A 13,770-nucleotide genomic window follows, 5' to 3' on the forward strand; every position below is an offset into this window, starting at 1 on the left:
GGTCAGATAGGTTCGGCGGTGGCAAGATTGAAACGCTCGGCGTAGCGCTGCCAGGCGACAGGGTCCAGGGCTTTGTCGAAACTGCGGAAGCCGGCAAGCTTGAACCCGTGGCGGCTGGACAGCGCCTGGACCAGTTCCAGGTCATCGTTGCTCAGGTCCAGGCCGAGGCTGGTATGCCGGGAGAGGCCTTCCAGGGCGAGCATCATGGTCTCGGCCATGCAGGCGTAAGCCAGGTCGTCGGGGATGCCGTAGCGCGAGCCGAGTCGGGCGTCGCCAGGCATTTCGACAATGCCCCCATCGAGCACCAGCACGTCCGGGCGGCGAATGGCGATGTCCTGGCTGACATTGGCCGGCCTGGAGATGTCGCACAGGATGGCATCGGCGGCGATATCGTCGGCGCTGATGAACCGTTCGGCACTGTTGGTCGCGATCAGCACCAGGTCGGCGTCGACCAGCGACTGCTGGACATCGTTGCTCCAACGCAACGCCGTGTGACGACCGTTTTCCGTCAGGAGCAGCGAGCCGAGGCTGGCACTGTCCTGCCCGTCCAGGCGTTGCGCGATATGCGCCAGCACGCTACCCGGTGCCGCCGTCGCCTGCGCGCTGTAGGCCACAAGCTGGTTGATCACTGACGCGAAACGCGGGGTGTTGAAGCGTGCGCTCTTGGGGTTGCCCACCAGGGTGACCTGGCCGGCCTGCGCCACGATCAACCGGGCGATGGCCGAACCGATGCTGCCCGTTGCACCGACGACGGCGACGCGCATGTCCTGCATCCGTCGCCCGGTCATGCGCACCGCGCGACAGGCGGCTTCCACCGCTGTCAGCAAGGTGTAGCTGTTGCCGGTGGTCAGGGCCACGCCTTTATCCAGCAGGCGCATGCCTCCCCCCGTTACGATCGAGGTGTGCCCGCCCAATCCCACCAGGGTAGCGCCACGCTGCCGCGCCATGTCGATGGCCTGGCCGATCACTGCACACGACTCCTCCACGGGCATCGCGGCAAGCTGGGCCGCCGAACGCGGCACCATGATGAAGTCGCCCGTGACCTTACGGCCCGTGGCAGGCGATGTCAGCGTTACCGTGGAGACGAAGAATGGATCGAGCAGCGGGTTCAAGCGCTGCTCCAACAGATGCAACGACGACTGCGAGTAATGACTGAGGCTTTCATCGAACTCGGCATAGTTCGACAGCTCCAGCGGATGAAGGACGAACGCGAAATGGTTCTCGGCCACCGGCTCGCTGAAGTTCACCGTATGCCTGGCTTGCCCGGCCGGCCCCGCGGGGCTGGGCTCGGCGTCCAGCAGGTGCGCCAGCAGCGTGCCTGTTCGTCCGTCCTCGACCCACTGCAGGGTCCGGGCCAGGGCCTGGATGAACCGTTCGCACTCGGCACGCCCGGCAATCAATGGCGGCTCGACGCGCATCACATTGGCGCCATTGAGTGTCGGCGCCACGCGTATGCCTTCGACGTTGAGCAGGTAACTGGCCAGGACCGGCACCAGGCTTTCCTGTTCGCCCATGATGCCGGTGAAGCCGCCGTGGAACTGCGGATAGTGGCTACGGTCGAGCTGGAACTCGATGCCAATCAGATAACCTGCCCCGCGGACTTCCTTGATGAATGAGGCGTGTCGTGCTGCCAGGGCCTTGAGCTGCTCGAGCAAGTACCGTCCATTCTCACGCACGTTATCCAACAAGCCCTGACGCTCGTGCAGCAGGTCCAGCACTTTCAGGCCGATGCGACAGGCCAGCGTATTGCCGCCGAAGGTGGACGAATGCTTGTTCTGGAAATCCGCACTGTAAGCATTCTCGCTCAGCAGACATGCACCAATGGGCATGACGCCGCCTCCCAGCGCCTTGGCGAGCAGCAAGCAGTCGGCTTGCACACCGGCACTGGCGAACAGGGTTCCGGTACGCCCCAGTCCGGTCTGGACTTCATCGATGATCAGCAACGTGCCACTGCGGTCGCACGCTGCACGGACTTGCCGCAGGTAATCGGCCGGCGGCAGGTTGATGCCGCCCTCCCCCTGGACCGGCTCGACAATGACCGCCGCATAGGCGCCCGGATATTGCTGCAACTGGGCTTCAAGGGCCTGGATATCGCCGTAGTCGACAAAGTCGAAACCCGGCAACGGGGCCTGGAATCCGGCCTGGTATTTGTCCGAGCCGGTGACAGAGAGTGCCCCCAGGGTCTTGCCGTGGAAACTGTGATACGTCGACAGAATGCGCTTGCGCCCGGTCTTGATCAGGCACGCCTTGAGGGCCGCCTCGACCGTCTCTGCCCCGCTGTTCTGGAAGGTCACGCTGCGGTATTGACCCGGCGCGATGGCGAGCAGACGTTGCGCCAGCAAACCGCTTGCGGCGAGGCTCGACGGCTGGACGAAAATCGGTTCCCGGGTGTGCTGGAAACTGGCCAGCTCCGCCAGCAACTCGTCCGGGCTGTGACCGAAAGGCAACGCACCGTAAGCGCCGAGAAAGTCCAGGTAGTCACGGCCTTCTTCATCGTACAGGTAGCAGCCTTCGCCGCGGACGAACGTCTTGTCGAGGCCGACCCGGCGAATCAACTCGCCAATCTCGGGGTTGACGTATTGCTCAAACGGACTCATTTGCTGCCAGCGACTCATGACGGATTCTCGGTGGAGTAAGGCGTGGAAACGGAGGATGGATGGCCGCAGGTCTGCCGATAGAGATCTGCCGCCATGCCTTGGGCCGCCACGATGCGTTCATGGGCAGGCCGCATGGCGTGATAAGGCAACGCCGGAAACAGATGATGAAGGGCGTGATAACGCTGGCTCAGGGGCTCGAACAACTCCAGCCACCGCCCCTGGGCGGCATGGGTCGAGGAATCGCTCAGTTGCCACTGAAGGGAAACCGGCTGACCGCTGGAGGCATAACGATGGGCCAGGCAGGTGCGGAACATGTTGATCCCCAGCACCCCATAGATGACGGCCAGGAACAGGCCGATTCGGGACCAGGGCAACCATTCGCTCCCTGCCATCAGGATCAGCCCCCAGGCGTATACGCTGGTCAGCCCCTCGAGCAGGCGGTTGTATCCCTGCGAAGCGCTGAACCGCGCGGCGCTGTTTCGATAGGCTGCATGCAAGGTGACCGCGCTGTAGCGCTCGATCACCACCCGGCGTAGCGACGGCATACACCATGACAGCGGCCCGACCAGGGCAAATCGCAACAGCAGCAACAATGGCGTCAGGAGCGTGCCCACCAGCAAAGTGAACAGGCTACGGCCAAACTGTCGTTGAAACGGCAGGTACTCCGGATCCTGCCGGGTGCCGTACCGCGTCAGCGTATGGTGGTCCATGTGGCTCAAGTACAGAAACGACGGCAACAGCAATGGAATCCCACAGGCCAGGTTCCACATCAGGTTGAACCCCGGTACTGCTCGCCGAGGCATATGGACCAGTTCGTGGATGAACATGGCCGACCGATACAAAGTGAACACCGCCACCGAATAGAGCACCAGCCAGATCGGAAAATGGCTGGTTTCCAGCAGCGACAAGGCGCTCCAGAACAGCGCGATGCTCATCCCGAAATCCAGGCGATAACGCCACCCATGATGGCGCCGCAAGTCCTCGATCAATGGCCGCAGCGCCGCGATAAACGCTCGCCCCTCCCGCTCGGGCACAGTCTTCATCGACGTTTCCAAATGACACCGTCCAGGTAGAAGTGATGAAGAACGACGATCAGGGGCACCAAGCCAACCGAGGGCATTTCCAGACTCAGGACCAGCAGGCTGGCCAGGCCCAGGGTACTCAGCCAGACCCAGGGCTTGGCCCCCATGCGCCTTACCCAGCCGTGGGCCATCCCCAACGCACCGGAGGGTGTTGGCTGCGCCTGGGTTCTGCGCAAGCCCGCCAGGACCGTCGAGGTGCAGACCAAGTGGTATTGCAAGGCATGGATGCTGGTGCCGATCAGAATCAGTGCATACAGGTCATCCACCAACAGATACGCGGTGTTGTACAACCCCAACGACACCGCCAGCATCACCAGCACAAAGCGGGGCATGCCCTCTCCCTGTCGCCGATGGGCCCACTCGGTCACGATGAACTTCATGGTCATGAGCGCGAATATTCCGTAGGCGAGCCAGGCCCAGTACGGATCGAGCGCCGGTGTCGGGATGGAAATATTGGCGAATGGCAGCGCCTGACCGAACAGCTGGTAGTCACCGAAATGGAATCCGCCATGGGTGATGCGGTACATCAAGGGGGCTGCGAAGCCCGCCAGTACCATGTCGCGAACCGGCTGGGTCGAATGCCGGTACCCGGCCTTCTTCGCATAGAGCGCGGCCACCCCGAAGTGTTGCTTGCACACATGGTAGGGTTGCCAGTACACCCAGATCGCGACCAGCCAAGGCAAGGCGTTCATCGCATACAACCCGACGCAAACCGCCGAGATCACCAGCAGGCTCGCCCAGAAGCGCTTCTTGTGGCGCTGGTATTCAAGCGGCTCGGCGAACAGCCGGACGTGGGTGTGCAGCACATGGGGAATATCCAGGAACAGTGCGAACAGCAACGCACCGATCAGGAATGCCGGGCCCTGCATGATAGCCAGCAGCAGCGCGACGGAAATAAGCGGACCGCCAATCAGGATCGCCAGCGTGTCGGCTCGCGCACTGACGAACCACGCTGCCTTGTCAGAGATGGTATTGGACATGCTTGAAGCCCCTTCAGACCGCGGCAGACAACTCGAATGTGCTGGCGTGTTCGAGCAACTGCGCCAACTCCTGGAGGGTGGTCATGGCGTCGATCAGAGACGCGGAAAAATCCGCCGACAGTTGTCCCCGGAGCTCTGACAGCAGCGTCAACTGCCCCATCGAGTCGAGCCCCAGGTCCAACAGCGTGTCGCTGGCCTTCAATGGATAGCCATTGAGGTGGGCCGGTAGAATGCCTTGGGTCGAGAGGCGGTGGATGGTCTGGCAAATAACATCAAACACAAGTGCTCCTTGCACGTATGCAATCCGTGCTGCTGGGGAAGGATCAGGCGGATACAGCGTCTGTGGTGACCGCTGCGGGCTTCAATTTGCCACTCAGGTACAAGCGACTCAGCGCCTGGCGCTGGATCTTGCCGCTGGTGGTCTTGGGGAAATCGGCGCGACGGATCAACACCAGGTCGTCCACTTGAACGCTGGCATGGCGCGCCACTGTCCGGGCGACTTCGCGACGCAGTTCCTCCAGGTCACGATTGCCCAACGCATTGACGGCGATCACCACCACGACGCTCTCTTTGACATGCCGGCTGTCAATGCAGGAAAACGCCGCGACAGAACCTGCCGCAAGGCCCAGTTCATGCTCCAACGACCATTCGACGATATGCGGGCTGACATTCACTCCCGCACGGGTAATCAGGTCCTTGGTCCGGCCGGTGATGTAGATCTCGGCGTCCAGTATGAAACCCAGGTCACCCGTGTCGTACCAATCGCTGGCCTGCGGGCGCACGGGCTCCATCTTCAAGTACCGGCCAATCACGCTGCTGCCACGAATCTGCAGGCTGCCCAGCAGGCCTTCACTCACCTCAAGGCCGTGTTCGTCCACCACACGCGTTTCGACGTCACCGACCGCGGTGCCATTGCCCAGATAGGCCGCAGCGCCTGGTGCACCTTCCGGTTGCTCGCGGACCACACCGTCGGCATGCAGGCTCTGAGTGTCCAGCCAGCGCACGCGCAACGCCTGGCCTGGCGCATTGAGGGATACGGCCACCACCGCTTCTGCCATGCCGTAAGCTGGTTGCAGTACGCCCGCTTGCAGGCCATAAGCGCTGAAGGCAGTTTCGAACTGATGAAGATGCGCGTGAAAAACCGGTTCGGCACCGACCCATGCGTAGCGCCAATGGGACAGATCCAGATCGCCGTCACGCAAGCGTCCCGCCAGACGGCCAAGCAACGCGAAAGCCGAGGTCGGCGCCGGTGACAGCGTGCCTTTGTAGCGCGACAGCGCATGGAGCCAGGCCAAGGGCTGACGGCTGAATTCGCTGGTGGGCATCAACACCAGGTCGATGGAGCACCACCAGGCCAGGGTCAAGGCAGAAAGCCCCATGTCGTGATGCAGGGGCAACCAGCTCACCATGCGATCCGCCGCTGCGACGGACACGCGTTCGGCGATAGCCTGGCAATTGGCACTGAGCATGGCCTGGGTGATGTATACCGCTTTCGGCGCGCCGGTACTGCCGGAGGTAAACTGCAGGATCGCAAGGCTTTCAGGACGGCTGAGTACTGGCTCATTGACGGGTGTTTCCACAGCCTGCATACGCTCGCTCAGGGCGGCATCCGTCAAGACCCGCTGCGCCCATTCTTGCGCAAGCTGCTGCGCGATGTGCTCAGAGGTAAGGATCAAGGCAGGTTCGAGCAATGCCAGCATCGCCTCTATCCCCGCCCCTTCGCGTTTGCTTTCGTGGGGCAGCAAGGCAATCGCCAACCCCTCGGCCCAGCATGCTAGCACCACGACCAGCACTTCAACGCTGGAAGGCAGGGCGATGGCAACGACCTGTTCAGGTGCCAGGGCACTCTGACGCAATACCCGGCGCGCACAAGCCACCCGGGCAAGCATTTCGGACTGTTTCAAGGAGACAACGCCATCCTGCGCCAGGACCGTGGTCAGACGAGAAGATGGGCAAGAAAGGAATTTTTCTATCAGGCACAGGCGAGCAGGCGCGACTAATCCGTCAGTCATATTTTCAGTCCTTGAAACATTCAGCAAAGATTACTGATTGTAGGACAATGGGTCAATATGGCTCTTTGATATTGATTTGAAATTATTGCGCTGGTTTAGTGCCCTGCGACGGATAACCCCTCTAGAGCGCAGGTTACAGACAGTAGAAAGGGCATAAACCGTTTGAAGAAAGTTGCCGATGCCCGCTCCCTGCAGGGCGAGCATCGCGTTGCCTTTTAGCCAGTCAAGCTCACCAACAAGCATTCACCGCCGGCACCCGCCCCCGCCACGGCCGGGCTCGCTCCAGTTGTCCGGCCAGGGCCAGCAACGTGCCCTCCTCACCAAAGCGCCCGGCGAAATGCGCCCCCATCGGCAAGCCTCTGGCACTCCAGGACAACGGCACCGACATCGCCGGTTGACCGCTGGCATTGAACAAGGCCGTGAAGGGCGAGTAGCTGTGGTAGCGCTCGATCAACTGATCAAGGCTCAGGCACACATCCTGGATGTCCAGCTCGCCAATCGGCGCCGGTTCGCGGGTCAGGACCGGGGTGAGGATCAGGTCGTAATCCTGCATGAACAGCGCCAGTTGCCGGCCCAGGCCGTGTATCCACTCCACAGCGGCCGCGTATTGGGCGCCGCTCACATTCCCTTTGTCCCGCAGGATGATCCGGGTGCGCACTTCCAGCTCTTCGGCCTGGACCGCGAAGCCACGCATCTGGCCCAGCAGATCGACATAATGACGCGTGCTTGCACCGATGATGGTGAACACCTGGTCGAGAAACTCCGGCAACACCACCGGCAGGCTCACCGGCTCGACACGATGCCCCAGGGACTCGCACAAGCGTGCCGCCTCGCCCACCGCCCGCAAGCTCTCAGGCGACGTCGGCCAGGGGCCGAGCTGCTCGACCAGGGCGATGCGCAGCGGCTGTGGATCGCGCTGCACCGCGGTTACGTAAGGCAGTGCCTGCACCGGGGCGGCATAGGGCGCGCCGAGATCCATCCCTGCGGTCGCATCCAGCAACGCCGCGCTGTCACGCACCGACAAGGTGATCGCATGGGGCGTGCCCATCCCCGCCCAGCCCTCCCCCACAATCGGCCCCGAGGGCAACAGGCCACGGCTGGGCTTGAGACCGAACACCCCGCAGCAGGACGCCGGCACCCGCAACGAACCGCCGCCATCGTTGCCATGGGCGAACGGCACCACCCGGGCCGCCACCAACGCCGCCGCACCGCCGCTGGAGCCCCCGGCGCTGTAGTCGGTGTTCCAGGGGTTGCGAGTCGCGCCGAAACGCGTGGACTCGGTGGAGTACGACGTGCCGAACTCCGGCGACGTGCTGGTGCCCATCAACTGGCACCCTGCCCGGCGCAAACGCGTCACCACTTCCGCCTCGAAATCCGCACGAGCGCTTCCAAGAGAACGGGAGCCATTGGTCATCGCCGCACCGTTGACCGGCGAAAACAGGTCCTTGATCAACGTCGGCACGCCGGCCAACGGGCCCTGCCCCATCTCAGGCGTTTGCGCCGCTTCCCGGGCCGCGTCATACAGCCGCTCGGCCACGGCATTGAGTTGCGGCTCGACCCGTTCGAGGCGCTCGATGGCCACCTCGAGCAATTCGCCAGGCCGGACCTCGCCGCGCCGGACCCACTCGGCCAGGCCCATGGCGTCTTCGCGATCCATCAACTGGTGGATGTCTTGCATGCTCATGCTTCGGATTCCTTATTCATGATGATGGGCGTGTACCGATAGGACTGGCCTGGTCGTGACCACGGCTGCGCAGACCGGTAATCAGCCAAAGCAGTGCTACGACAAGGCTGGTGAACGCTAACCATTGGATGGACTGGCGCAGATCCCCGGCCAATCCCCCCACGCCGGCCACTACCAGAGGACTGGCGAATTGACCGAGATAGAGAAATGCCGTGAACCCGCCCAACCCCCGACCACGGGTGCTGGCGGTCAGGGCGTTCATCACCGGTGCCATCACATTGGGCACCAACAACCCGAACCCCAGACCCTGGATGAGTACTGAAACCAGCACCTCGTTGTAACTCTGTGCGCGCGTCAGCAGCCATAGCCCAAGGCTCGCCAGCCCCAGCAGCAATGCATTGCAACCGGCGATGCCGAAGCGGCGACGCAGCATCGGCCACATCAGCGAACCGACCAGCGTCGCCAACAGGCTCAGCCCCGCTGCCATGCCGATCATGGTGCTGGAGGTAATGCCCAGGCTGACCAACAGCATCGGCGCCTGGACCGGTAAAACGAAGGCCAGGACCATGCCGCCAAAAATCATCAGGTTGCCGACCACCAGCGGCAGCACCGCCACTTTGGTCAAGCCTGCCCCGTCGTTTGGCGACCTGGTCGCGCTGCGCCGCGCCAGCGGCGGCTCCCACAACACCTTCATCATTGACGGTACCAGCAATAACGGCAGGAGATAGAGCAGGAACGGCGAGCGCCACGAATGCTCCCCAAGTGCCCCGCCCACCACAAAGAACAGCGCCCCCACCAGCCCGATGGTAACCACCTGCCGATTGACGTAGCGCAAGCGCTCCTCGTCGTGCCAATAGTCGGCAATCAACGTGGCACAACAGGTCATGACCGCCGCTTCGGTACAGCCGAACAACAGCCTCGTCGCCACGATGGCGGGCAGGCTATCGAGCATGGCGGGCAAGGCGCCGAGCACGGCGTAGAGCAACGTGGCAAGCACCAGCAAGGCCTTACGCCCGACGCGATCGGCCAACCATCCGGCCAGAGGTGCGCACAGGGCGATTGCCAGGGCCGGCCCGGTGACCGCCAGCGGCAACAGCAAATCGGCCCGGGGTTCCACGGGGCCGAATTCGGCACCCAAGCGGGGCAGGACGGGAGAAACCATCACCGACCCCATAATGGTCAAACTGCTGCCCAGCATCAGTACCAGGCCCTCACGCAGGCCTGCCTGACGCAACGGAGCCGTTGAAACGCTGCTTGGTTGGTTCATGGCGAGCCCCTTCAGAAACTTTGAGAAATACGCAACGCCGCGGTATAGCCCTCGGCACGGTTGCGGGCGTCAAACTCTTTGTAGACGTGCAGCCACACCGGCGGAATACCGGGCTTGAAGTAACTCACCGCCGGCCCGACGGCCATCACCCGGGCGCGATTGCCGGTCTCCAGTCCTGGCGCATCGTCATCGCTGAACTGGCGGTAGTAGTAGCCGCCCACCCCCACGGTCCAGGGCCCGGCGTGCTGCCCCACGGCGAACTCATGGCGGTACTCGACGCCGTTCTTGTAGTCGGTGACGTTGTTGCGGGTATTCACATCGACCTCGAAGCTGGAAGACACTTCAAAGCCGCTGTCGGAGAGGTAGGTGGCGTTGACGATCGGTGAGAACGTCCAGTGGTTGAGGCCGGGTGAAATCAAGCGATTCTTGTCGTAGTCGCCGGTAGGCGCCTGGATCTGGAACTGAGTGTTGACGAACAGGTTCGGCGACAGGGTCCATTGCAGGATCACCGGCAGGAACTGGACGTCCGCCAGACGAAACGGATCGGCTTCAAGGTCCAGCGGGCCGACAGGTGTCTGCACCTGTACCGAGGCGTCCATCTTGAAGAACGGCACTACGGTGCCGAAGCCATATTTGGCGCCCAACACGGTGTAATCGGTCATGCGCATGTAGGCGACGCCGATGGACAGCACATCCAGAGAGAAATTGTTGTCCACCGAGTTGCCGTGGCGGTCTTTCTGCACGTTGGCGGAGTAAAACGCCGTGCGCAGGCCGACGGTCCCGAAGGGCGTGGCCGGCGGCATCATGCCCGCACCGAAGTCGTAGACCCCGACCGCCGTGGTCGGCGCGCCGTTTTCGGTGCCATGGGCGGCGGCGCAAAGGCCGATCATCCCCAGGGTCAACCACGTAAAGCGCAAGACGTTTGTTTTCTTATTGTGATTCATCGAATGCCCCTTCCGACCATGTGGTGGTGGGGTCATCCTAGGGAGCAGGCGTCATCGGCCGTTATCCGTTTTCAGCACAGATGCGTGCGACGCAAGGTTTGCGAAGGCGTTTCACCGAACAGGACCCGATAGTCACTGGAAAACCGGCTCAAATGCCAGAATCCCCAGCGTGCCGCTACCTCCTGCACGCTCTGGACCTGATCATCATTGCGCAGCTCACGGCGCACGGCATTGAGGCGCAACGCGCGTAAATAAGCCACGGGATTGATGCCCAGGGTTTCCTGGAAGCAATACTGCAATTTGCGCCGGCTGGCACCGATGTGGTTGCACAGGTCAAGGATCGACAGCGGCTCATCAACATGGGCCATGGCGTACTCCCGGGCCCGGTCGACCATGCGCTTGCGCGCCGTAGGGTTGAGCGGGGGCGCCTCGTCCGGCGCGACCAATTCCAGCACCTGCACCATGACGGTGTCGCGCAGGCCCCGACGGATCGACTCATAGCCCAACATCGAGTCGCGTCCCTGGGCGCAGCCTTCGAGTTCATTGAACACCATCGCGACTTCGGCCGGCAGCATCGAATCACCGAGCCGGTAACACTTGGGAAGATCGGTAATCTGGAACCGGCTGCCCTGGCGCTCCAGCATATGTTCCAGCGTCTGCTCATCCAAGGCGAAAGCGAACAGATCGAGGTGCGCAGGCGTACACAACTCGGGCAGGTTTTGCCCGCGTGCAACCAACAGGCTGGGTTCGGCAATCGGGTGTCCGGAGCAGAAGGCCGGACCGTCCGCATTCAGCGGCAAGCTGAAGGTGATGGCGCCTTCCCAAGCCGCGCCCTGCTTGGTCATCGCCTGGTTAGAGCGGTCACGCACCAGCTGCATCCAGTCGGCACGGAACTCGACCAGGTCGCCCTCGAAGCGCCCTGGGGTCAACTGGTCGTAGCAGAGTTGCCAACCGCCCATGTTGCGCGAGTGTTCGTCGATGTCACCGGTGCGAAACCGATTGACCACCGGGGTCGGAAACCCACTTGCCGGAACCGTCGACTGCACTCTGTTGTTGTTATTCATTGACCCGACCTTCATCGATTCCTGGGCTTACGGATCAAACATCAGGCAAGTTCCATTCCGCCTCCCAGGCAAGCCGTGCAATTGTGCCGAAAACGGATAATTGGCCAGGAATGGATTCGCTGCCAGTGTATAAAGCAGAATGAATCGACCTCTGAACATCCACGCCACCATGAACGAAATGCCCCGTGACATCGACCTTGCCAGCCGGTCGATCACCCAACCACGCACGCTGGTCTTCCTGGCCTACCCGCAAATGGGCCTTCTGGACCTGACCGGCGCCCAGACGGTGTTCTGGGCGGCGACCAAAGCCATGGCCGAACGCGGCCTGCCCGGCTACGCCATGCATACCGCCAGCCTCCCGGGCGGGTTGATGCGAACCGCCGAAGGCCTGGTCGTGCAGACCTGCCGCCTGCGCCAGTTCGAAGACATTCTGATCGACACGCTGATCGTCCCCGGCGCGCCCGACATCCGCCAGGCGATGATCGATTGCGTCGATCTGGTCGACTGGCTGCGCCATGCTTCAGTCAGGGCCCGACGCACCGCATCGGTGTGCAGCGGCACGTTCCTGATGGCCCAGGCCGGCTTGCTGAACGGACGCCGTGCCGCGACGCACTGGGCCATGTGCGACATGCTGAAAAGCGGTTTCCCGATGGTGGAAGTGGACCTGGATGCGATTTTCATCCAGCAGGGTCACGTGTGGACCTCGGCAGGGGTCAGCGCCGGCATCGACATGGCCCTGGCGCTGGTGGAAGCCGACTGCGGCCGCGAGGTCGCCCTGCAAGTGGCCCGGGAGCTGGTGGTGTTTCTCAAGCGCCCCGGTGGCCAGGCGCAATTCAGCCAGCTGCTGCAATTGCAAACCCAGGACAGCGCCGGCTTCGACGAGCTGCACCTCTGGATTGCCGAGCACCTGGGCGACGACCTGACCATCGAACGGCTGGCCCGCCAGGCGCGAATGAGCCCGCGTAACTTCTCCCGGGTCTACAAGCGCCAGACCGGCCGGACTCCGGCCAAAGCCATCGAGTTGTTTCGCCTGGAAGCCGCGCGAAGGCTGCTGGAAGATTCCCAACGCAACATCGATCAGATCGCCCGCTCGTGCGGTTTCGGTGACGAAGAACGAATGCGCCTTACCTTCCAGCGCCACCTCTCGATTTCACCCCGGGATTACCGCAAGCGCTTTTCCCGCTGACCGGGCTGAGGCTCCCAACGATTACCTAACGAGCATGACTTCGTCCATGAGCGACTTCTCCTACACACAGTACATGCGTTTCTGGACCCCGGACCCAGCCATCGGCCCGCGTGAACAGGCGCCGATGCACCCCCAGGAGCTGGCCTGGGCCCATGATTATGCGGCTCACCACCGTTTCAACTGGCTCATGGTGCTGGTGCCGCCGCTGTGCTTCGGCCCCCTGTTGCCCCCCATCGCATTATTCCTGGGGCTGATGCTCTATCAAGCACTGTTCGCCCCTGGCCTCGACCTGGATCCCATCATCGATGAGTCCCTGGGATGGCTGGCGGTCGCGATAGTGCTTTTCACCACGGCCTGGGCGCTGCGCAATTTCCTGCGGGACAAACACGACCCGACCAAACGCTACTGGCAGTCCATGCCGGATCAGGGTGTGGTCGAGCTTGAGCGCCATACCCTGGTCTCAGGTTTCTGCCTGTGGGCCAACGACTATGACCCCGACTGCAACAGCCTCATGCTCTGGGTCAACGATAAAATCGAGCGCGTGCAAGACAGCGGCGTATCGCAGTGGGTCCTGGCCAGAACCAAGGAGGGACACTGGCTGGTGCTCAAGGAGCAATTCCCCGGCAACTTCACCTACGCTCGGATTGGACAAACGCCTGCGCCGGCCAAGCAGCTTCAACCACGGGAGCAACTGGCGATTGCCTTTGCCCCCGGCACCCAGTTGCCCCTGGGCCGGCGTTTCGACGGCGCACCGATACCCTTGATCGACACGGCGTACTGGCTGTCTGGCGATGAACTCAAGCGCCTTGCCGAGGCCGCCCATCACTGGACCTTTTTTCCACCGGACCGCTACGCGGTGATCAACGAGCAGGATGCCGAATGGGTGCAGCGCCTGGTGGCGAAGGCGCAAGCCAACGTCGACCCCGAGGGATACGCCTCGAAAGACGATTAGCC

General features: G+C 62.6%; 11 protein-coding genes. 2 read left to right on the forward strand and 9 right to left on the reverse strand.

The window, feature by feature from the left end:
• Window positions 1-2: 2 nt before the first annotated feature.
• The 9 genes from FBY02_RS16955 to FBY02_RS16995 form a co-directional block, all read right to left on the reverse strand.
• A complete protein-coding gene (locus tag FBY02_RS16955) occupies window positions 3-2,615 on the reverse strand; it encodes an aminotransferase class III-fold pyridoxal phosphate-dependent enzyme (protein ID WP_218570569.1) in 2,613 nt (870 codons plus the stop codon).
• On the reverse strand, window positions 2,612-3,640 hold the full coding sequence (locus FBY02_RS16960; protein WP_144929424.1) for a fatty acid desaturase: 1,029 nt from the start codon (window positions 3,638-3,640) through the stop codon (window positions 2,612-2,614). Before FBY02_RS16960 ends, FBY02_RS16955 begins: the two co-directional genes overlap by 4 nt.
• Window positions 3,637-4,659 carry a hypothetical protein gene (locus FBY02_RS16965; protein WP_144929425.1) on the reverse strand — a complete coding sequence of 341 codons (1,023 nt, stop codon included), beginning with the start codon at window positions 4,657-4,659 and terminating at the stop codon, window positions 3,637-3,639. Before FBY02_RS16965 ends, FBY02_RS16960 begins: the two co-directional genes overlap by 4 nt.
• A gap of 13 nt (window positions 4,660-4,672) precedes the next feature.
• A complete protein-coding gene (locus tag FBY02_RS16970; protein ID WP_055129336.1) occupies window positions 4,673-4,939 on the reverse strand; it encodes an acyl carrier protein in 267 nt (88 codons plus the stop codon).
• A gap of 43 nt (window positions 4,940-4,982) precedes the next feature.
• Window positions 4,983-6,671, reverse strand: coding sequence for an AMP-binding protein (locus FBY02_RS16975; protein ID WP_144929426.1), 1,689 nt, complete (start codon window positions 6,669-6,671; stop codon window positions 4,983-4,985).
• A gap of 229 nt (window positions 6,672-6,900) precedes the next feature.
• A complete protein-coding gene (locus FBY02_RS16980) occupies window positions 6,901-8,355 on the reverse strand; it encodes an amidase (RefSeq protein ID WP_144929427.1) in 1,455 nt (484 codons plus the stop codon).
• Between the two features lie 16 nt (window positions 8,356-8,371).
• On the reverse strand, window positions 8,372-9,622 hold the full coding sequence (locus FBY02_RS16985) for an MFS transporter (RefSeq protein ID WP_144929428.1): 1,251 nt from the start codon (window positions 9,620-9,622) through the stop codon (window positions 8,372-8,374).
• A gap of 11 nt (window positions 9,623-9,633) precedes the next feature.
• On the reverse strand, window positions 9,634-10,566 hold the full coding sequence (locus FBY02_RS16990) for a transporter (RefSeq protein WP_144929429.1): 933 nt from the start codon (window positions 10,564-10,566) through the stop codon (window positions 9,634-9,636).
• A 71-nt stretch (window positions 10,567-10,637) separates the two neighbouring features.
• The gene (locus tag FBY02_RS16995) at window positions 10,638-11,630 is read right to left on the reverse strand and encodes a helix-turn-helix domain-containing protein (protein WP_144929430.1); all 993 of its coding nucleotides are present in this window, start codon (window positions 11,628-11,630) and stop codon (window positions 10,638-10,640) included.
• 178 nt (window positions 11,631-11,808) lie between these two features.
• On the opposite strand from FBY02_RS16995, the gene FBY02_RS17000 reads away from it, so the two are divergent.
• Both FBY02_RS17000 and FBY02_RS17005 read left to right on the forward strand, forming a co-directional pair.
• Window positions 11,809-12,816 carry a GlxA family transcriptional regulator gene (locus tag FBY02_RS17000; RefSeq protein ID WP_371921426.1) on the forward strand — a complete coding sequence of 336 codons (1,008 nt, stop codon included), beginning with the start codon at window positions 11,809-11,811 and terminating at the stop codon, window positions 12,814-12,816.
• Window positions 12,817-12,862: 46 nt separating this feature from the next.
• Window positions 12,863-13,768, forward strand: coding sequence for a hypothetical protein (locus tag FBY02_RS17005; protein ID WP_144929431.1), 906 nt, complete (start codon window positions 12,863-12,865; stop codon window positions 13,766-13,768).
• The last annotated feature ends 2 nt before the right edge of the window (window positions 13,769-13,770 follow it).

This window comes from Pseudomonas sp. SJZ078 (assembly GCF_007828255.1).
In the GTDB taxonomy this organism is placed as follows: Bacteria; Pseudomonadota; Gammaproteobacteria; order Pseudomonadales; family Pseudomonadaceae; genus Aquipseudomonas.